Origin of the sequence: Streptomyces sp. NPDC092045 (genome assembly GCF_044756005.1) — a bacterium.
Classification (GTDB): Bacteria; Actinomycetota; Actinomycetes; order Streptomycetales; family Streptomycetaceae; genus Streptomyces.
The window spans coordinates 44,178-63,155 of record NZ_JBIVSC010000020.1 but is presented as its reverse complement, the minus strand read 5'-3'; the positions used below and the strand labels follow the sequence as shown (position 1 = coordinate 63,155).

General features: G+C 73.0%; 18 protein-coding genes. 3 read left to right on the top strand and 15 right to left on the bottom strand.

The annotated features are described in order from the left end of the window. Positions 1 to 95 precede the first annotated feature (95 nt). From yajC to pgsA, 11 genes are all read right to left on the bottom strand, one after another. Positions 96 to 569, bottom strand: coding sequence for a preprotein translocase subunit YajC (yajC, locus tag ACIQKA_RS29900; protein WP_383160065.1), 474 nt, complete (start codon positions 567 to 569; stop codon positions 96 to 98). Between the two features lie 165 nt (positions 570 to 734). Next, positions 735 to 1,835 (bottom strand): Holliday junction branch migration DNA helicase RuvB, encoded by a 1,101-nt coding sequence (gene ruvB, locus ACIQKA_RS29895; RefSeq protein WP_383160067.1) that lies wholly within the window; start codon positions 1,833 to 1,835, stop codon positions 735 to 737. Between the two features lie 50 nt (positions 1,836 to 1,885). Beyond that, complete coding sequence (ruvA, locus tag ACIQKA_RS29890) at positions 1,886 to 2,515, bottom strand: Holliday junction branch migration protein RuvA (protein ID WP_383160069.1); 630 nt, start codon at positions 2,513 to 2,515, stop codon at positions 1,886 to 1,888. Further along, complete coding sequence (ruvC, locus tag ACIQKA_RS29885; RefSeq protein WP_390111796.1) at positions 2,512 to 3,078, bottom strand: crossover junction endodeoxyribonuclease RuvC; 567 nt, start codon at positions 3,076 to 3,078, stop codon at positions 2,512 to 2,514. The genes ruvA and ruvC overlap by 4 nt, the downstream gene beginning before the upstream one ends. Before the next feature lie 110 nt (positions 3,079 to 3,188). Then, on the bottom strand, positions 3,189 to 3,941 hold the full coding sequence (locus ACIQKA_RS29880) for a YebC/PmpR family DNA-binding transcriptional regulator (RefSeq protein WP_383156941.1): 753 nt from the start codon (positions 3,939 to 3,941) through the stop codon (positions 3,189 to 3,191). 62 nt (positions 3,942 to 4,003) lie between these two features. Further along, on the bottom strand, positions 4,004 to 4,597 hold the full coding sequence (pdxT, locus tag ACIQKA_RS29875; RefSeq protein ID WP_402542954.1) for a pyridoxal 5'-phosphate synthase glutaminase subunit PdxT: 594 nt from the start codon (positions 4,595 to 4,597) through the stop codon (positions 4,004 to 4,006). Between the two features lie 6 nt (positions 4,598 to 4,603). Beyond that, a complete protein-coding gene (pdxS, locus tag ACIQKA_RS29870; RefSeq protein WP_121831719.1) occupies positions 4,604 to 5,518 on the bottom strand; it encodes a pyridoxal 5'-phosphate synthase lyase subunit PdxS in 915 nt (304 codons plus the stop codon). Between the two features lie 115 nt (positions 5,519 to 5,633). Then, a complete protein-coding gene (locus ACIQKA_RS29865; RefSeq protein WP_383156946.1) occupies positions 5,634 to 6,176 on the bottom strand; it encodes a hypothetical protein in 543 nt (180 codons plus the stop codon). A 125-nt stretch (positions 6,177 to 6,301) separates the two neighbouring features. Continuing rightward, positions 6,302 to 7,456: a glycosyltransferase family 4 protein gene (locus tag ACIQKA_RS29860; protein WP_383156948.1), complete on the bottom strand. Its 1,155-nt coding sequence runs from the start codon at positions 7,454 to 7,456 to the stop codon at positions 6,302 to 6,304. Next, positions 7,453 to 8,442, bottom strand: coding sequence for a phosphatidylinositol mannoside acyltransferase (locus ACIQKA_RS29855; protein WP_402542953.1), 990 nt, complete (start codon positions 8,440 to 8,442; stop codon positions 7,453 to 7,455). Before ACIQKA_RS29855 ends, ACIQKA_RS29860 begins: the two co-directional genes overlap by 4 nt. After that, on the bottom strand, positions 8,439 to 9,101 hold the full coding sequence (pgsA, locus tag ACIQKA_RS29850) for a phosphatidylinositol phosphate synthase (protein WP_125659596.1): 663 nt from the start codon (positions 9,099 to 9,101) through the stop codon (positions 8,439 to 8,441). The genes ACIQKA_RS29855 and pgsA overlap by 4 nt, the downstream gene beginning before the upstream one ends. A gap of 330 nt (positions 9,102 to 9,431) precedes the next feature. Here pgsA and ACIQKA_RS29845 point away from each other — a divergent pair, with 330 nt between their 5' ends. Together ACIQKA_RS29845 and ACIQKA_RS29840 are read left to right on the top strand one after the other, a co-directional pair. Then, a complete protein-coding gene (locus tag ACIQKA_RS29845) occupies positions 9,432 to 11,687 on the top strand; it encodes an elongation factor G-like protein EF-G2 (RefSeq protein WP_402542952.1) in 2,256 nt (751 codons plus the stop codon). 181 nt (positions 11,688 to 11,868) lie between these two features. Continuing rightward, entirely contained in the window at positions 11,869 to 13,527 is a 1,659-nt protein-coding gene (locus tag ACIQKA_RS29840) for a hypothetical protein (protein WP_383156955.1), read from the top strand. A gap of 67 nt (positions 13,528 to 13,594) precedes the next feature. On the opposite strand, the gene ACIQKA_RS29835 is transcribed toward ACIQKA_RS29840, so the two are convergent. Beyond that, a complete protein-coding gene (locus ACIQKA_RS29835) occupies positions 13,595 to 14,158 on the bottom strand; it encodes an HIT family protein (RefSeq protein ID WP_383156957.1) in 564 nt (187 codons plus the stop codon). A 65-nt stretch (positions 14,159 to 14,223) separates the two neighbouring features. On the opposite strand from ACIQKA_RS29835, the gene ACIQKA_RS29830 reads away from it, so the two are divergent. Further along, positions 14,224 to 14,910 carry a potassium channel family protein gene (locus ACIQKA_RS29830; RefSeq protein WP_383156960.1) on the top strand — a complete coding sequence of 229 codons (687 nt, stop codon included), beginning with the start codon at positions 14,224 to 14,226 and terminating at the stop codon, positions 14,908 to 14,910. Between the two features lie 22 nt (positions 14,911 to 14,932). On the opposite strand, the gene thrS is transcribed toward ACIQKA_RS29830, so the two are convergent. From thrS to ACIQKA_RS29815, 3 genes are all read right to left on the bottom strand, one after another. Next, a complete protein-coding gene (gene thrS / locus ACIQKA_RS29825; RefSeq protein WP_390111808.1) occupies positions 14,933 to 16,909 on the bottom strand; it encodes a threonine--tRNA ligase in 1,977 nt (658 codons plus the stop codon). Between the two features lie 172 nt (positions 16,910 to 17,081). Then, positions 17,082 to 18,398 carry a hypothetical protein gene (locus ACIQKA_RS29820; RefSeq protein WP_383156965.1) on the bottom strand — a complete coding sequence of 439 codons (1,317 nt, stop codon included), beginning with the start codon at positions 18,396 to 18,398 and terminating at the stop codon, positions 17,082 to 17,084. After that, complete coding sequence (locus ACIQKA_RS29815; RefSeq protein ID WP_383156968.1) at positions 18,398 to 18,964, bottom strand: DUF4365 domain-containing protein; 567 nt, start codon at positions 18,962 to 18,964, stop codon at positions 18,398 to 18,400. The genes ACIQKA_RS29820 and ACIQKA_RS29815 overlap by 1 nt, the downstream gene beginning before the upstream one ends. Positions 18,965 to 18,978 lie beyond the last annotated feature (14 nt).

Genomic DNA, 18,978 nt, shown 5'->3' with positions numbered 1-18,978 from the left:
CCACGAAGTGTGTGTGGGGACCATCCCCCGCAGACGTGGAACCGTTCGGGGGCGCCCGCCCGCCGGTGGGCGTGCGCGCGTTCCCCCGATCGCGATTACTTCGCGCCGGCCTCGCCGTCGGTCTTGCCGTCCTTCTCCCCCTCGGCGGCGGCCTCGGCCGCGTCCGACTTCTTCGTCAGGTCGGCCTTGGGCGCGTCCTCGGCGGTGACGTCGGTGGCGCCGCCGGTCAGCGAGGAGGCGTCGTCCGGGACGACGGTGGCGGAGTCCGAGGACTCGTCGCCGTCGTCGTCGCCGTGGACGATCCGGTTGTACTCGGAGTCCTCGAGGACCGCGCCGATCGCGTTCTTCGCGTAGACGGCGTGCACGCCCGGGGCGACCTCGAGGAGGACGGTCTCGTCGCCGATCTCCTTGACGGTGGCGTACATCCCCCCGATCGTGCGCACGCCGGTGCCGGGCTGCATCTCGTCACGCATCTGCGCCGCCGCCTGCTGCTTCTTCTTGGCGGAGCGGGTCATCAGGAACATGGCCCCGATGAGGACGATGAAGGGGAGGAGGGTCACGATGTTCACGGGACGGGTTTCCTTCGCATGGTCGCGGAGAACCCGCGGCCTGATCTTCGGGGGTGGGCGCGCCGACCGGAAAGGGCGGCATCGGCGGAGTCTAGGCGAGTCCGCATCGCTGGAACAACGTCCAGCATCGCACCCTGGTTCCGGTACGGGCGAGTGTCCGCACCGTCACGCCCCGAAGAGCCCCTGTTGTCCCGTTCCCGTCCCGCTCCCCGCGCCGCCCGGGCCCGCTGCCTGCGGCGGAACGAGACCGAGGTGCGCCCAGGCGGCGGGGGTGGCGACCCGGCCGCGGGGCGTGCGGGCCAGTAGCCCCTCGCGCACGAGGAAGGGCTCGGCGACCTCCTCGACGGTCTCGCGCTCCTCCCCCACCGCGACGGCGAGGGTGGACAGGCCGACCGGTCCGCCGCCGAAGAGCTTGAGGAGGGCCTCCAGGACGGCGCGGTCGAGCCGGTCGAGGCCGCGGCCGTCGACCTCGTACACGCTGAGGGCGGCCTCGGAGATCTCCCGGGTGATCGCTCCGTCCGCCCTGACCTGGGCGTAGTCGCGGACCCGGCGCAGCAGGCGGTTGGCGATGCGGGGGGTGCCGCGGGAGCGGCCGGCGATCTCGGCGGCCCCGGCCGGGTCGATGGCGACGTCGAGGAGTCCGGCGGAGCGGTGGATGACCCGCTGGAGCTCGGACGGGTCGTAGAACTCCATGTGGCCGGTGAAGCCGAAGCGGTCGCGCAGCGGGGGCGGCAGGAGTCCGGCGCGGGTGGTGGCGCCGACGAGGGTGAAGGGCGGCAGTTCGAGGGGGATGGCGGTGGCGCCGGGGCCCTTGCCGACGATGACGTCGACGCGGAAGTCCTCCATCGCCATGTAGAGCATCTCCTCGGCGGGCCGGGACATGCGGTGGATCTCGTCGAGGAAGAGGATCTCGCCCTCCTGGAGGGAGGAGAGGATCGCGGCGAGGTCTCCGGCGTGCTGGATGGCGGGGCCGGAGGTGATGCGGATCGGGGCGTTCATCTCGGCCGCGATGATCATCGAGAGGGTGGTCTTGCCGAGTCCGGGAGCGCCGGAGAGCAGGACGTGGTCGGCGGTGGCGCCGCGCTGCCGGGCGGCCTTGAGGACCAGGTCGAGCTGCTGGCGGACCTTCTCCTGGCCGACGAACTCGTCGAGGTCCTTGGGCCGCAGGGCCGCCTCGACGGCCTGGTCGTCGCCTTCCGCGGCGGCGCCGACGATGCGCGCCTCGGCGTCGGGTGCCCCGGCGGTGGTGTCGTCGTCCCAGTTCACGGTGGGTGCCTTCTCGTTCGTACGGCCCGGCCGGGCGCGGTCGGGGGTGGTCAGCGGGCGCGGTTGAGGGTCTGCAGGGCGGCGCGGAGGAGCTGCGGCACGGGGGCGGTGCCGGTCTCGGCGAGGGCGGCCTCGGCCTGCGGGGTGACGGCGTCGACGGCCTCCTCGGCCTCGCGGCTCGCGTAGCCGAGGCCGATGAGGGCGGCGGTGAGCTGCTCGGTCCAGGGCGCGGGGCCGGAGGCGACGCGCTGGGCGCCGACGAGGCCGCTGCTGCCGAGGGGCGAGCCGAGCTTGTCCTTCAGTTCGAGCAGGAGCTTCTGCGCGCCCTTCTTCCCGATGCCGGGGACGGCCGTGAGGGCCTTCTCGTCCCCGGTGGAGACGGCCAGGCGCAGCGCGTCGGGGCTGTGGACGCCGAGCATGGCCTGGGCGAGGCGGGGGCCGACGCCGCTGGCGGTCTGGAGGAGCTCGAAGACCTGCCGCTCGTCGTCGTCGGCGAAGCCGTACAGGGTGAGGGAGTCCTCGCGGACGACGAGGGAGGTGGCGAGCCGGGCCTCCTCGCCGATCCGCAGTCCGGCGATGGTCGCCGGGGTGCACTGGAGGGACATGCCCACGCCGCCGACCTGGACGACGGCCGTGGTGGGGGCGAGGGCGGCGACCTGGCCGCTGACGAAGGCGATCATCGGGTTCGGCCTTTCACTGCGGACGCGTGCCGGGCGGCCGCTTCCTGGAGGCGGTTCTGGGCGGCGACGGCCTGCTGGAGCCGGTTCTGGGCGGGGGCGCGCCAGATGTGGCAGATGGCGAGGGCGAGGGCGTCGGCGGCGTCGGCGGGCTTGGGCGGCTCGGAGAGCCGGAGGAGCCGGGTCACCATGGTGCCGACCTGGGCCTTGTCCGCGCGGCCGCTGCCGGTGACGGCGGCCTTGACCTCGCTGGGGGTGTGCAGGGCGACGGGGATGCCGCGGCGGGAGGCACAGAGCATGGCGACCGCGCTGGCCTGGGCGGTGCCCATCACCGTGCGCACGTTGTGCTGGCTGAACACCCGCTCCACGGCGACGAGTTCGGGCGAGAAGCGGTCGATCCACTCCTCTATGCCCTGCTCGATGCCGACCAGGCGCATGCCGGTGTCGGCGTCCGCGGGCGTCCGCACCACTCCGACGCCGAGCATGGTCAGGGGCCGGCCGGCGACGCCCTCGACGACGCCGACGCCGCACCGGGTGAGCCCGGGGTCCACTCCGAGTACGCGCACGTCACCCCCCTCCCTTCGATCTCCTGTTTGAGCAGGCTATCGGCTGCCACCGACAAAGCGGCGGGCCGACGGGAGCGTGTCCCCGTCGGCCCGCCGCGAAAAGCAGGTGATCAGGCGTCGACCTTCGCCATGACCTCGTCGCTGACGTCGAAGTTGGCGAAGACGTTCTGCACGTCGTCGCTGTCCTCGAGCGCGTCGATCAGCTTGAACATCTTGCGCGCGCCCTCCTCGTCCAGCTCGACCTGCATGGTCGGGACGAAGCTGGAATCGGCGGAGTCGTAGTCGATGCCGGCCTCCTGGAGGGCGGTGCGGACCGCGACCAGGTCGGTGGCCTCGCTGACGACCTCGAAGGACTCTCCGAGGTCGTTGACCTCCTCGGCGCCCGCTTCGAGCACCGCGGCCAGGACGTCGTCCTCGGACAGCTCGCCCTTGGGGAGCACGACGACGCCCTTGCGGTTGAACAGGTACGAGACGGAGCCCGGGTCGGCCATGGAGCCGCCGTTGCGGGTCATGGCCACGCGCACGTCGGAGGCGGCGCGGTTGCGGTTGTCGGTGAGGCACTCGATGAGCACCGCGACGCCGTTCGGGCCGTAGCCCTCGTACATGATCGTGGCGTAGTCGACGCCGCCGGCCTCGAGGCCGCCGCCGCGCTTGACCGCGGAGTCGATGTTCTTGTTCGGGACCGAGCTCTTCTTGGCCTTCTGGATGGCGTCGAAGAGGGTCGGGTTGCCCTCGGGGTCGGCGCCGCCCGTGCGGGCCGCGACCTCGATGTTCTTGATCAGCTTCGCGAAGAGCTTGCCGCGCTTGGCGTCGATCACGGCCTTCTTGTGCTTCGTCGTAGCCCATTTAGAGTGGCCGGACATCTGCCTGTCTCCTTCGCGTAACCCATTTCTGAACGAACCCCAGAGATCCTACCGGGATCGGATCAGCCCGCCGCGCGCACCATGTCGACGAACAGGGCGTGGATGCGGTGGTCGCCGGTGAGTTCGGGATGGAACGAGGTCGCGAGCGCCCGGCCCTGCCGTACGGCGACGACGTGGCCCCCGTGCTCGGCGAGGACCTCGACGTCCGCGCCGACCGACTCCACCCAGGGGGCCCGGATGAAGACGCCCTCGACGGGGCCGCCCGCGACGCCCGCGACGGTGACGTCGGCCTCGAAGGACTCGTTCTGCCGGCCGAAGGCGTTGCGGCGGACGATCATGTCGATGCCGCCGAAGGTCTCCTGGCCCGAGCGCGGGTCGAGGATCTTGTCGGCGAGCATGATCAGGCCGGCGCAGGTGCCGTAGACCGGGAGGCCGGCGGCGATGCGCTCGCGCAGCGGCTCCATGAGGCCGAAGAGCGCGGCCAGCTTGGAGATGGTGGTGGACTCACCACCGGGAATGACCAGGCCGTCGACCTCGGCGAGCTCCTCGGGGCGCCTCACCGGCCTGGCCACGGCGTCCGCCGCGGCCAGGGCGATCAGGTGCTCCCGCACGTCGCCCTGGAGGGCCAGGACACCCATCACGGGAGTGCTGCTCATCGGTGCTTACCAGCCCCGGTTGGCGTAGCGCTCGGCCTCGGGGAGGGTGTCGCAGTTGATGCCGACCATGGCCTCGCCCAGGTTGCGGGAGGCGTCCGCGATGACCTTCGGGTCGTCGTAGAAGGTGGTGGCCTTCACGATGGCGGCGGCGCGCTTGGCCGGGTCGCCCGACTTGAAGATGCCGGAGCCGACGAAGACGCCCTCGGCGCCGAGCTGGCGCATGAGCGCGGCGTCGGCGGGGGTGGCGACACCACCGGCGGAGAAGAGGACGACCGGCAGCTTGCCGAGCTCGGCGACCTCCTTGACGAGCTCGTACGGGGCGCGCAGGTCCTTGGCGGCGGCGAACAGCTCGTTGTTGTCGAAGCCGCGCAGCCTGGCGATCTCGTTCTTGATCTGGCGCAGGTGGCGGACGGCCTCGACGACGTTGCCGGTGCCGGCCTCGCCCTTGGAGCGGATCATGGCCGCGCCCTCGGCGATGCGGCGCAGGGCCTCGCCCAGGTTGGTGGCGCCACAGACGAAGGGGGTGGTGAAGGCCCACTTGTCGGAGTGGTTGACCTCGTCGGCCGGGGTGAGGACCTCGGACTCGTCGATGTAGTCGACGCCGAGGGACTGGAGGACCTGGGCCTCGACGAAGTGGCCGATGCGGGACTTGGCCATCACCGGGATGGAGACCGCGCCGATGATCTCCTCGATCATGTTCGGGTCGGACATGCGGGCCACGCCGCCGTCCTTGCGGATGTCCGCGGGGACCCGCTCCAGGGCCATGACGGCCACGGCGCCGGCGTCCTCGGCGATCTTCGCCTGCTCGGCGTTGACCACGTCCATGATCACGCCGCCCTTGAGCTGCTCGGCCATGCCGCGCTTCACGCGCGCGGTGCCGGTCTCGGGGGACGAGGAGGGGGTGGAAGGCGTGGTGGACACGGATACCTCACTGGTGACAACGGGGGTTGACGACAGAGACGAGGAAACAGTCCACTCGGGGGCCACGGCAAGGGCCAATGTGGACCCGGTGGATCGTTTTCGCAGGTTGGAAGGATCAAGCCGGGCGATCGGCAAGGGCCACCGGGGGCTCGTCGTCCATTTCGAAGGCCAGTGGGAAGGGCGCGTGGCCCGCGAGCCGGAACCAGCGGACCGTGCGGTGGCGGCGCAGGGCCCGGGCGGCCCGTACGGCGTCGTTGTGGAAGCGGCGGGCCATCGGCACCCGGCGCACGGCCTGCGCCAGCTCCCCCGCGGCCTCCTCGCCGCCCGGGGCCTCCCGGACGAGGTCCATCTGCTCGGGCTCGCCGAAGACGGCCCGCAGCGCCTGGCTGAGCTCGCTCTCGGCGACCTCCCGCTGGTCCTCCTCGGCCTGCCGGGCGGCGTGCGCGGCCTCGTAGAGCACGATCGAGGCGGCCGGGTCGAGGACCCCGGAGGTGGCCAGCTCCTGGGTGACCGAGGCCCGGCGCAGCAGCTGGGCGTCCAGGGCCGCGCGGGCGGCGTCGATGCGCGAGTGCAGCCGGTCGAGCCGCCCGGCGGTCCAGCTGAGGTAGACGCCGATGACGATCAGCGCGACGACGGTCCAGATCAGGGTTTGGGTCACGGGCGCACAGGCTACCGGGGCGGTGGCGGCACGCCTTCCCGAAGGGCGGGGCCAGGCCCGGGACCGGGGCTGAGGACCCGGACCGGAGGACCCGGACCGAGGGCAGCCGAGAGCCCCGGTGCTCCCTACAACCCCAGCCGTGCCCGCAGGCCGCCCGCCCGTTCGTCCGTGTCCACGGCCGCCGCGCCGTCCGTGACGGTCTCGTAGACCGCGAGGACGTCCGCGCCGACGGTGGACCAGTCGAAGCGGCGGACGTGGGCCGAGCCCCGGGCGCTCAGCTCCTTGCGGCGCTCCTCGTCGCCCAGGAGGCGGATCGCCGCGTCCGCGAGGGCGTCGGCGTCCTCGTTGGCGAAGAGTTCGCCCGCGCCGCCCTGGTCGAGGACCTGCGCGAAGGCGTCCAGGTCGGCGGCGAGCACGGGCGCGCCGGCCGACATCGCCTCGACGAGGATGATGCCGAAGCTCTCGCCGCCGGTGTTGGGCGCCACGTACACGTCGACGCTGCGCAGCAGCCGCGCCTTGTCCTCGTCGCTGACCATGCCGAGGAACTCCACCCGGGACCGCATCTCGCGCGGCAGCGACGCCACCGCCTCCTCCTCGTCGCCGCGCCCGGCGACCAGGAGCCGCGCCCCGGGCCGCTCGGTGAGGACGCGGGGCAGCGCCTTCATGAGGACGGGCAGGCCCTTGCGGGGCTCGTCGATCCGGCCGATGAAGCCGAGGGTCTCGCCCTGCCACTCCTTCTTCGGCTCGGCGCGGGCGAAGAAGTCCACGTCGACGCCGTTGGGGATGACGACGGCGTCGCCGCCGAGGTGCTCGACGAGCGTGCGCCGCGCGTACTCGCTCACCGCGATCCGCGCGCTGATCTTCTCCAGGGCGGGCTGGAGGATCGGGTACGCGGCGATCATCGCCCGCGAGCGCGGGTTCGAGGTGTGGAAGGTCGCCACGATCGGACCCTGCGCCGCCCAGCAGGTGAGCAGCCCGAGCGACGGCGAGGTGGGCTCGTGGATGTGCACGACGTCGAAGGCGTTGTCGTGCAGCCAGCGGCGCACCCGCGCGGCGGACAGGAAGCCGAAGTTGAGCCGGGCCACCGAGCCGTTGTACGGCACGGGGACGGCCCGGCCGGCCGAGACCACGTACGGCGGCAGCGGGGTCTCGTCGTCGGCGGGAGCCAGGACGGAGACCTCGTGGCCGAGCCGGATCAGGTGCTCGGCCAGGTCGCGGATGTGGAACTGGACGCCGCCCGGCACGTCCCAGGAGTACGGGCAGACGATCCCGATCTTCACGCCGCCCCGCCCTCTCTCCCGCCCGAAGCCGGCTCACCCGGAGCCCGGCCGTCCGGAGCCCGCTCACCCGGGGCCCCCTCGCCCGGAGCCCGCTCCTCCAGGTCCGCGAGCCACAGCCGTTGCAGCATGTGCCAGTCCTCCGGGTGGTCCGCGATGCCCTCGGCGAAGGCGTCGGCGAGGGCCTGCGTCATGACGGCCGTCCTCTCCGCCCGTGTACCCGCGTCCGGCACGTCCACCGGCGGGTGGACCCGGCCCTTCATGACGGGCGTGTCGTCGTACCAGAGCGTCACCGGCAGCAGCAGGGCGCCCGTCTGCTGGGCGAGTATCGCCGGCCCCGCCGGCATCCGCGCGGTCTCCCCGAAGAACGTGACCTCGGTGCCGGAGGCCGACAGGTCCCGGTCCGCGACCAGGCAGACGAGCCCGCCGGCCCGCAGCCGCCGCGCCAGCCTGCCGAAGGCGGAGCCGCCGGTGTGCGGCACGACCTCCATGCCCAGGGACTCGCGGTAGGCGACGAACCGGTCGTACAGCGACTCCGGCTTCAGCCGCTCCGCGACCGTGGTGAACGGCAGGCCGAGCACGCGGGTCGCCCACACGCCCGCGAGGTCCCAGTTCGCCAGGTGCGGCAGGGCGAGGACGACCCCGCGCCCGGAGGCGAGGCCTTCCTTCAGATAGTGGATGTCCTTGATGTCTATCCCGCGTTCGACCCGCTCCTTGCTCCAGGTCGGCAGCCGGAAGGACTCCATCCAGTACCGCATGTACGAGCGCATCCCGGCCCTCGACAGCTCGGCGAGCCGCTCGGGCGTGGCGTCCGGCACCACGCGCGCGAGGTTGGACTCCAGGCGCAGGACGCTCTTGCCGCGCCGCTTCCACGCGACGTCGGCGATCCGTCGGCCGAGGCCCGCGGCCACCGGCTCGGGAAGCTTCTTCACGGTCGCCCAGCCAAGCCCGTACAGGCCGTCGCTGAGCCGGTCCTTGAGGTCGCTCACGACGCCGCCCCGCTTCCCCCGGCCGCGGCGGCGTCCGCCTCGGCCGACTCCCGCCGCACGGTGACCACCCGCTGCCCCAGGGTGACCGCGCTGCCGGCGGCCACGATCCACAGCGCGATCGGCAGCAGCACCTGGACGCCGGGGACGCCGAAGGCGTGCAGTCCGGCGAGCCCGGCGGCGACCAGGGAGATCACGAGCCGCTCGGCGCGCTCGACCAGGCCGTTGACGGCGACCGGCAGCCCGATCGACTCGCCTCGGGCCTTGGTGTACGAGACGACCTGACCGCTCGCCAGGCAGAAGATGGACACGGCGCACATCACGTTGTCGTCGCCCTTGCCGGCGTACCAGAGCGCGAAGCCGCCGAAGATCGCGCCGTCGGCGACCCGGTCGAGCGTCGAGTCGAGGAAGGCGCCCCAGCGGCTGGAGACGCCCGCCTGCCGGGCCATGTTGCCGTCGACGAGGTCGGAGAAGACGAACAGGGTGATGACGATCGTTCCCCAGAAGAACTCTCCGCGGGGGAAGAAGACCAGCGCGCCGGCCATCACCCCCGCCGTGCCGATGAGCGTGACCGCGTCGGGGCTGACGCCCCTGCGGAGCAGAAACGCGGCGAACGGTGTGAGGACACGCGTGAAAAAGGCACGCGCGTACTTGTTCAGCATGGCCTTCCCGAGGTTCGGTGGGCCGCGCGGCCCCTGCGACCACCGGCCCGCCCATCGTAGTCACCGGTGCCCCCGGCTACCGGCGGGTACCCGCCCCGCCGCGTCGGCGTCCATCGGTCGGGAGCCCGCCCCGCCGCGTCGGCGTCCCCCGCGGGAGCCCGGCGGACGCGGCGCGCGGGCCCCCGACCGATGGACGCGCCCCGGTGTCGGTGCCAAGCTCGAAGGACCACCGAGGCACCGCGGGCACCGCGGAAGCCGCGCCACCACGACACGCCGCTCCCCCGCGCCCGCGTCCCGCCGCACCGTGCGAGCAGTCGGGAGGAACACGTCATGGGTGACAGGGCGAAGACACCCGCCGGGGCCGCCGGCAGGGCTCCGACGGCCGACCGGCCCTCGGACATACGGAACGTGGTGCTGGTCGGCCACAGCGGATCGGGCAAGACGACGCTCGTCGAGGCCCTCGCGCAGACCGCGGGCGCGCTCAACCGGGCCGGACGCGTCGAGGACGGCGGCACGGTCTCGGACCACGACGAGATCGAGCGGCGCCGCCACCGCTCCGTCCAGCTCTCGCTCGTCCCGGTCGGCTGGGACGGCCACAAGATCAATCTGATCGACACCCCCGGGTACGCCGACTTCGTCGGGGAGCTGAGGGCCGGTCTGCGCGCGGCGGACGCGGCCCTCTTCGTCGTCTCGGCCGCCCAGGAGGCCGACGCCGTCGCCGCCTCCACGCGCGCGATCTGGGAGGAGTGCGCCGCCGTCGGCATGCCCCGCGCCATCGTCGTCACCCACCTCGACACGGCCCGCACCGGCTTCGCGGAGCTGACCGGGGTCTGCGCCGGGCTCTTCGGCCACGACGACCCGGACGCCGTCCTCCCCCTCCACCTGCCGGTCCACGGCCCCGAGGCCGCCGACGGGCACGCGCCCGCGACCGGCCTGATCGACCTGCTCCCGGAGCGGGTCCTCGACTACTCCACGGGGGCGCGGCGGGAGGAACCGCCCGACGAGAGCGGGCGGGAGCGGATCGCGGAGGCCCGCGCCCGGCTCATCGAGGGGATCATCGCCGAGAGCGAGGACGAGACCCTGATGGACCGCTACCTCGGCGGCGAGCCGATCGACCCGGGGATCCTCGTCGCCGACCTGGAGAAGGCGGTCGCCCGGGGCGCCTTCCACCCGGTCCTCGCGGCCGCCCCCGCCGCCGAGGGCGGCACGCAGGGCCTCGGCACCGTCGAACTCCTGGACCTGATCACCCGCGGCTTCCCCTCCCCCCTGGAGCACGGGCCGCGCGCCGTCACCACCCCCGACGGCCGGCACCGGCCCGCGGTCACCTGCGACCCCGGGGGCCCGCTGGTCGCCGAGGTCGTCAAGACCGCCGCCGACCCCTACGTGGGCCGGATCTCGCTGCTCCGGGTCTTCTCCGGCACCCTGCGCCCCGACGAGACCGTCCACGTCTGCGGGCACGGCCTCGCGGACCGGCCCCGCCCCGCCCCTGCCCCCGCTTCCGCTCACGCCCCCGCTCCCGCTCCCGGCGAGCAGGACCTCCACGAGGCCGACGACCGGATCGGCGGTCTGACCTCCCCCTTCGGCAAGCAGCAGCGCCCCATGGCGCACTGCGTCGCCGGGGACCTCGCCTGCGTCGCCCGCCTCGGGCACGCGGAGACCGGCGACACCGTCTCCGCCAAGGACGACCCGCTCCTGATGGAGCCGTGGACCCTGCCCGAACCGCTGCTGCCGCTCGCCGTCCGGGCCCACGGCAAGGCCGACGAGGACCGGCTCTCCCAGGGCCTCGCCCGGTTGGTCGCCGAGGACCCGGCCCTGCGGCTCGAACAGAACCCGGACACCCGGCAGACGGTCCTGTGGTGCCTGGGCGAGGCCCACCAGGACGTCGCCCTCGAACGCCTCCGCGAGCGCCACGGCGTCCGGGTCGACGCCGTGCCCTACGAGGTCGCGCTGCGCGAGACCTTCGGCGGCGCCGCCTCGGGCCGCGGCCGGCACGTCAAGCAGTCCGGCGGCCACGGCCAGTACGCCGTCTGCGAGATCGACGTGGAGCCGCTGCCGCCGGGCAGCGGCGTCGAGTTCGTCGACAAGGTGGTCGGCGGCGCGGTCCCGCGCCCCTTCGTCACCTCCGTCGAGAAGGGCGTGCGGGCCCAGGCCGCGCGCGGGATCGCCACCGGCCATCCGCTCGTCGACGTCCGGGTCACCCTGCGCGACGGCAAGGCCCACTCCGTCGACTCCTCCGACGCCGCCTTCCAGACGGCCGGCGCCCTCGCCCTGCGCGAGGCGGCCGCCGACGTCCCCGTCCGCCTCCTGGAACCGGTGGACGGGGTCGGGGTCCTCGTCCCCGACGAGTACGTCGGCCCGGTCATGAGCGACCTGTCGGGACGGCGCGGCCGGATCGTCGGCACCGACCGGGCGGGCCCGGGGCGGACCCTCGTGCGGGCCGAGGTGCCGGAGGCCGAGATCGTGCGGTACGCGGCCGACCTGAGGTCCGTGTCGCACGGCACCGGACGGTTCGACCGCGCGTACGTCCGGCACGAGCCGATGCCGCCCCACGTGGCGGAGAAGTTCCGGCAACAGACCGAAAACTGACCCCGGTTGACGGCCCGACAGCCACGTCCGCCCGCTCCGCCGCCGCGGGGCGGGCGGCATTCGGCCGTCCCCCCGCGCTCCGGTGACGCGCCGGGCGGTACCCGGTTACGCTGGGGTGCCCAGCTCAGAAGGTGTGCGGGGCACCGCAGTTGGGAAACAGCCCGCACAGGGACTCGGCGCGATGGGGGCGGCAGTGGCGATGGACGGTTTCGGTCTCGGGGCGCAGGTCCCCCTCCAGGGCTCGGACGGGCAGACGGGGGCGACCCACGCCCTCGCCTCCGCCGCGTACCGCGACGGCCCCGTCGACAAGATCAAGGAAGCCGACAACGACCTGTACAAGTCGACGGTCACCCCGGGCAAGTGGCACAAGCTCTTCCGCCCCGACCTCGGCGAGGCCTTCTCCCGCGCCGTCCAGGTGCGGATGCTCGGCGGGGCCCGCGGCGCCCTCATCCAGTCCTTCGGCGTGGAGCCCCAGCCGGTGGTGGTCCACTGCCTCGCCGCCAACCGCATCCGCAAGCAGCGGGACGTGCGGCTGACGCTGATCACGCTCGTCTGCGGGGTCCTCTTCCTGCCCGGCCTGCTGCTCTGGCTCGCCGTCATCCAGCTCCGCCGGTTCGCCGCGGGCTCCGACAACAGGCGCACCAGTTTCCTCGGCACCGCCGTACTCGTCGCCGCCGGGTTCCTCGCCCTGCTCGTGATGTTCAAGCTGCCCTTCGCCGGGATCCTGCCGACCTATCTGCGCGCCATGCTGGTGGCCCCGGTCATCGGCTGGTTCCTCGCCCGCCGCGTCGTCGAGAGGACCGCCGTCGAGCTGCGCGAGCGCTGGAGCGCCCTGCTCGGCGGCGGCGGCATCGGCGCCAAGATCCCCGAGGCCGCGCCGCGGGACCCGGGCGAGAAGGCCGCCGAGGAGCTCCGCCAGAACCTGGAGAAGCTCTCCGCCGAGCAGCAGTCCAACGTCGTGTTCTACGCCGGTCCCAAGGGCGTCCTCGGCCTGGGCACCCGCTGGGGCAGCTGGACGCTCGCCGAGGAGCTGGTCCCGGTACCGGGCAAGGAGATGCACGACTTCCGCGCCTGGGACGTCGTCCGCAAGATCCACGAGCAGCTCACCCTCCTGGAGCGCGGCTCCCTCAAGACCGGCTTCCCCAAGCCGACCGTGAAGCACTGGATCGTCTCGCCGGTGGGCGAGGGGGCCGGATCCGTCAGCCGCCCCGAGGGCGACAACATCGTCCACTACCAGGTGAAGCCCCACGAGATACAGCGCATCTGCAACGACCAGCAGTTCGGCGCGGGCAACCGCCACTACCTCGGCGTGCAGTTCACCCTCTGGGACGGGAACCTCGTCCTCACGATGATGGTCACCGTGACCTCGCTCCACCACACGCTCCGCGTCGAGGTCACCGGCCACGCCCTCGGCCCCGTCCACGGCCTGTTCGGCGAGAAGCCCGCGGCGAAGACCAAGGCGGTCTCCAAGTCCGTCCGCTTCTGGGAGACCCGTGAGGTCAAGCTGCCGCTGACCACCACCGACGACGTCGTCCGGACGGCCGTCCGCGCCCCGCTCACCTGGTTCCCGCCGGTCCTGGAGTTCCTCGGCGGCAAGCTCGTCCTGCCGGAGCCCTTCGGCCTGCGCCACGTCTGGGCCGGACCGCTCTGGAAGAACCGCTTCATGGCCGACGACGCCATCCGCATGGCGACGCCGGTGCTGCGCGCGGTCCACAAGGCCACCATCAAGGTCCTCGACGAGCACAACGTCGACACCGAGCGCTTCACCAACCGCTCGCTCGCCCTCAGCGGCGGCGCCCAGGAGGCGAGCCCCCGGAAGGCCGACGTGTACGACGCCTGACCGGTCCGTACGACACGAGGACCCGGCCCCCGTACAGATCGGGGCCGGGTCTCGCTCTCCGTACGGCTCAGATACCGGCCGGCCAGGCGTCGGCCAGCATCTTCCGGGTGTCCGCGAGCAGCTGCGGCAGCACCTTCGTGTGCCCGACGACCGGCATGAAGTTGGTGTCCCCGCCCCAGCGCGGCACCACGTGCTGGTGCAGGTGCGCGGCGATGCCGGCGCCCGCCACCGTGCCCTGGTTCATGCCGATGTTGAACCCGTGCGCGCCGGAGGCCGCCCGCAGCGCCACCATCGCCCGCTTCGTGAAGTCGCCCAGCTCCGCCGTCTCCGCCGCGTCCAGGTCCGTGTAGTCGGCGACGTGCCGGTAGGGGACGACCATGAGGTGACCGCCGTTGTACGGGTACAGGTTGAGGACCGCGTACACGCTCTCGCCGCGCGCGATCACCAGGCCGTCCCCGTCCGACGCCGAGGGGATCGCGCAGAACGGACAGCCGTCCCCGGCACCCGGCCCGGTCGGCTTGTTCTCGCCCTGGATGTACGCCATCCGGTGAGGCGTCCACAGGCGCTGGAACGCGTCCTGCGTCCCCACTCCGATCTGCTGCTCCGGCTCAGTCGTCATGCCGTGCAGCATATTGCGTCGTCCGTTCGGAACGTGTCGCCGGGGCGACGCATCCGTCCGCCGTCCATGCTGGTGCGATGAGCGACAGGCCACCGCCGCCGGCACCGTCCCGGCTGGAGCACTGGGACCGCCGCATGGAGGTCCCGCTCGCCCTGGCCTCCTTCGCCTTCCTCGGTGCCTACGCCGTCCACGTCCTCGCCCGCGGCCTCCAGGAGGTCTGGCACGACGTCTGCCTCTCGGTCACCCTCGGCTCCTGGACCTTCTTCGTCGTGGACTACCTGGTGCGGCTCCGGCTGAGCGGCCTCGCCCCGCACCGCTTCCTGCGCACCCACCTCCTCGACACCCTGGTGGTGGTCCTCCCCCTGCTGCGCCCGCTGCGCATGGTGAACCTGTACGGCAGGGTCCAGCGCCGCCACGGTCCGAGGCTCAGCCTCTACGGGCGCGTGATGGTCTACTCGGGCCTCAGCGTGTCCCTGCTCGGCTTCGCGGGGTCGCTCACGGTCTACCACCACGAGGTGGACGCCCCCGGGGCCACGATCCTCACCTTCGGCGACTCGGTCTGGTGGACCTGCGCGACGCTGGCGACGGTGGGGTACGGGGACGTGTCCCCGGTGACCCCGGCCGGCCGGGTGACGGCGGTGGGCCTGATGGCCTGCGGCCTGGCGCTGCTGGGGGCGGTGACGGGTTCGTTCTCGTCCTGGCTGATCCAGGCGTTCACGAGGGAGGACGAGAAGAGGCCCCCGGGGAGTCCCCCGGGGGCCTGATCACCGCTCGTGCGGAGAGGCGTCACACCTGGACGCGGCTCTCCACCACGTCGACGAGCTTCGCCAGCGCCGCGTCGCGCGGGATGCCGTTCTCCTGCGAGCCGTCGCGGTAGCGGAAGGAGACGGTGCCGGCCGCCATGTCGTCGTCGCCGACGATGATCATGAACGGCACCTTCTGCTTCTGGTGGGTGCGGATCTTCTTCTGCATCCGGTCCGAGGACGCGTCCACGTCGACCCGGAGGCCCAGCTTCTTCGCCTCGGCCGCGAAGCCCTGGAGGTACTCGACGTGGGAGTCGCCGATCGGGATGCCGACGGCCTGCACGGGCGCCAGCCACGGCGGCATCGCGCCCGCGTAGTGCTCCAGGAGCACCGCGAAGAACCGCTCGATCGAGCCGAACAGCGCGCGGTGGATCATGACCGGGCGCTGCTTGGTGCCGTCCGGGGCGGTGTACTCCAGGTCGAAGCGCTCCGGCAGGTTGAAGTCGAGCTGCACGGTCGACATCTGCCAGGTGCGGCCGATGGCGTCCCGCGCCTGCACCGAGATCTTCGGGCCGTAGAACGCGGCGCCGCCCGGGTCGGGGGTCAGCGGGAGGCCCTGCTTCTCGGCGACCTGCTGGAGGACCGCGGTGGCCTCCTCCCACGCCTCGTCCGAGCCGACGAACTTGGTCTCGTCCTTGGTGGACAGCTCCAGGTAGAAGTCGGTCAGACCGTAGTCGCGGAGCAGGTCCAGGACGAAGGTGAGGGTCCGGTCCAGCTCCTCCGCCATCTGCTCGCGGGTGCAGTAGATGTGCGCGTCGTCCTGGGTGAAGCCGCGGGCCCGGGTCAGACCGTGGACGACGCCGGACTTCTCGTACCGGTACACGGTGCCGAACTCGAACAGCCGCAGCGGCAGCTCGCGGTAGGAGCGTCCGCGCGCGTCGAAGATCAGGTTGTGCATCGGGCAGTTCATGGGCTTGAGGTAGTAGTCCACGCCCTCGTCGAGCTGCATGGGGGGGTACATGCCCTCGGCGTACCAGTCGAGGTGGCCGGACTTCTCGAACAGCTTGCCCTTGGTGGCGTGCGGCGAGTAGACGAACTCGTAGCCCTCCTGCTCGTGCCGCTTGCGCGAGTAGTCCTCCATGACCCGGCGGATGATGCCGCCCTTGGGGTGGAAGACCGCGAGGCCGGAGCCGATCTCGTCCGGGATCGAGAAGAGGTCGAGCTCGTTGCCCAGCTTGCGGTGGTCGCGCTTCTCGGCCTCGGCGAGGAAGTCGAGGTGCGCCTTCAGCTCGTCCTTCGACGGCCAGGCGGTGCCGTAGATGCGCTGGAGCATCGGGTTCTTCTCGCTGCCGCGCCAGTAGGCGGCCGCGTTCCGCATCAGCTTGAACGCCGGGATGTTCCGGGTGGTCGGCAGGTGGGGGCCGCGGCAGAGGTCCTTCCAGCACAGCTCGCCGGTCTTGGCGTCGAGGTTGTCGTAGATGGTCAGCTCGCCGCCGCCCACCTCGACGTTCGCGCCGTCGTCCGTCGACGCGGAGCCCTTGATGCCGATGAGCTCCAGCTTGTACGGCTCGTCCGCCAGCTCCTCGCGGGCGGCCTCGTCGGTCACCACCCGGCGGGCGAAGCGCTGGCCGCGCTTCTGGATCTCCTGCATCTTCTTCTCGACGACCTTGAGGTCCTCGGGGGTGAAGGGCCGGTCGACGTCGAAGTCGTAGTAGAAGCCGTCCCGGACCGGCGGGCCGATGCCCAGCTTGGCCTCGGGGAAGAGCTCCTGCACGGCCTGGGCCATGACGTGCGCGGTCGAGTGGCGCAGGATGTCGAGACCGTCCGGGGAGGAGATCTCGACGCCCTCGACGACGTCGCCGTCGGCGAGCTCGTACGACAGGTCCTTCAGCTCACCGCCGACGCGGGCGGCGACGATCGTACGGTCGTCGGCGAACAGGGCGCCGGCGGTGGTGCCCGCGCTCACCGCCCTCTCCTCTGCTTCCGAGGCGGACTGGACGGTCACACGGACATCAGACACTGGTGCTCCATACATCGGGGCGCCGGCAGACACGAGGTGCCGGCACCGGCGGTGCGCGACAGAGACGAGGTGCCGCGCTCCGTCGATCCTACGGGCTCCGCCGGACGCCCGTCCCCGGCGTTTCCGCGCTCCGCCCGCGCCCGTCCCCGGCGTCCCCGGTGCCCGACCGGCCTCAGTCCTCCGGCCCGCAGGCCTCCTCGAAGAAGTCGAGGTTCTCGTGGAGCGCCTTCATCAGGCGGTCCCGCTCCACCTCGTCGACCTGGACGGGGACGACCTCGGAGGCGTCGGTGAGGCGGCGGAAGCCGCCCCGGCTCTCCAGCCGGCCGGAGACCCGGATCGGGAGTCCGACGAGGTGGGCGTGGCCGGCGGTGCGGTACGCCTCCTCGTCGAGGGTGGCGCGGACGTGCGGGACCTCGGCCCCGCCGAGGACGCGGAGCCGGACGGTGCCCTCGCCCCGGGGTCCGGAGCGGCGCATGCGGACGACGGCGCCGGTGAGGCGGACCGGCACGGAGGGCTCGCCGTTGCGGTAGCGGGCGCTCGCCCCGCGCAGGGCGGGCAGGTCGCCGGGCGAGAACTCGACCGGTTCGGGCCGGGCGGCGCACCCGTCGGGCGGTCCGGCGGCCGGGGCCCACTCCAGGGCGACGCGGGCGCCCTCGGTGCCCCGGACGAGGGCGACGAGGGCCTCGGTGAGCTCACGGCTGACGCCCGCCCCGACGGCGGCGTCGAAGGCCTCCATGCGGCCGGTGGCCCGCTGGTAGTCGACGGCCTCGCGGGCCGCGTGGAGGGCGTGGTGGAGCCGGACGGCGATCGGGCGTCCCGGTTCGACGGGCAGGAAGGCGGTGAGGGCGCGCCCGCCGGGGGACGCGCCGACGAGGACGCTCTCCAGGGAGGCCCGGGCCGGGCGCCGGTGCCGGGCGCCGTAGTAGCCGGCCCGGCCGCGCACGGCGAGGGCACCGGCGAGGAGGAGCTGGCGGGCGGCCGATCCGAGCTGTTCCCGCACGGTCCAGGGGACGGTGCCGGCGGGGCCAGGAGGCACGTCGCGCCACCAGCGGATCTCGTCGCTGGGCACGGCGAGGCCGGTGAGGACCTCGCGGGCGGAGGGCGCGGCGCTGTGGGCGAGGGCGGCGAGGGCCTCGGCGAGCAGGTCCTCGCAGTCCGGGAAGGCGCGGCTCTCGGGGACGAGGAGGCTCGTGCCGGTGCCGGTGCCGGGCGGGGTCCAGCGGCCGTAGCGGCCGGCCGCCCCGCCGCGCCGCCGCCAGCCGTGGCGGGCGAGCAGGGCGCCGAGGACCCGCGGGTCGACGCGGTCGGGGCCGGGCGCGCCGTGGACGTCGGCCCAGGGCCCGGCGGAGGGGCCGGGCCGGGGCGCGGGAGCGTCGCCGGTCACCGGGTGGGGGCGGTGGGGCGGGGCGACGGGGCCGTACCCGGCGCCGTCGTCCTCTCCCCCGTGCCCCTCCCGCTCGTGTCCCGGGTCGTCGATCGGTCGGTGCATCAGGGTCTCCCTCCCACCCCGACCCGGGTCATGATGTCGCAGAGCGCCCGGTCGTCGAAGATCCGTGTCGTCGGGATGCGCACGGTGGTCCGGCGCCGTCCCGTGACCGGGTGTCCGGCCAGGTTGGTCCAGTAGCAGCAGTGCCTCAGGTCGAGCCCGTCGTGGTCCGCCCTCAGCCAGTCGTCCTGGGACCTCGGGACGAGCATCACGACCAGGATCTTGTGCACGGACACGGGGGTCCGGGCGAGCTTCACCAGGTGGTCGTTGTCCAGGGTGAAGGAGAACGCGCTCCCCCGGGGGCGCGGCGGTATCTGGTAGGTGCACTTGAGCTGCACCTTGATGGTCACCTCGTCGTCGACGGTGTGGCCGGGGGCGCTGTGGCTCACGTGCCAGTCGATGCCGTTGTCCGGAAAGGGCTGGGACAGCGAGCAGCCCGCCGCGGCGGCGACGGCGTGCAGGTATCCCACCTGGAGGGTCTCCATGCAGGCGGTGGCGGCGAGTGAGCCGCGCGTCGGAGCCGCCCGCCGGGGCGGCAGCCCTCCCGACTCGGGCTGGGCGAGCGCCATGTCGTCTTCCTTCC

Excerpts from the sequence above, each read along its gene's own strand:
- ACIQKA_RS29830 (WP_383156960.1), top strand. The coding sequence starts at position 14,224 with ATGAGCGACAGGCCACCGCCGCCGGCACCGTCCCGGCTGGAGCACTGG.
- ACIQKA_RS29815 (WP_383156968.1), bottom strand. The coding sequence starts at position 18,964 with ATGGCGCTCGCCCAGCCCGAGTCGGGAGGGCTGCCGCCCCGGCGGGCG.
- ACIQKA_RS29835 (WP_383156957.1), bottom strand. The coding sequence starts at position 14,158 with ATGCTGCACGGCATGACGACTGAGCCGGAGCAGCAGATCGGAGTGGGG.
- pdxT (WP_402542954.1), bottom strand. The coding sequence starts at position 4,597 with ATGAGCAGCACTCCCGTGATGGGTGTCCTGGCCCTCCAGGGCGACGTG.
- pgsA (WP_125659596.1), bottom strand. The coding sequence starts at position 9,101 with ATGCTGAACAAGTACGCGCGTGCCTTTTTCACGCGTGTCCTCACACCG.
- ACIQKA_RS29820 (WP_383156965.1), bottom strand. The coding sequence starts at position 18,398 with ATGCACCGACCGATCGACGACCCGGGACACGAGCGGGAGGGGCACGGG.
- ACIQKA_RS29840 (WP_383156955.1), top strand. The coding sequence starts at position 11,869 with ATGGGGGCGGCAGTGGCGATGGACGGTTTCGGTCTCGGGGCGCAGGTC.
- ACIQKA_RS29845 (WP_402542952.1), top strand. The coding sequence starts at position 9,432 with ATGGGTGACAGGGCGAAGACACCCGCCGGGGCCGCCGGCAGGGCTCCG.
- ruvA (WP_383160069.1), bottom strand. The coding sequence starts at position 2,515 with ATGATCGCCTTCGTCAGCGGCCAGGTCGCCGCCCTCGCCCCCACCACG.
- ACIQKA_RS29880 (WP_383156941.1), bottom strand. The coding sequence starts at position 3,941 with ATGTCCGGCCACTCTAAATGGGCTACGACGAAGCACAAGAAGGCCGTG.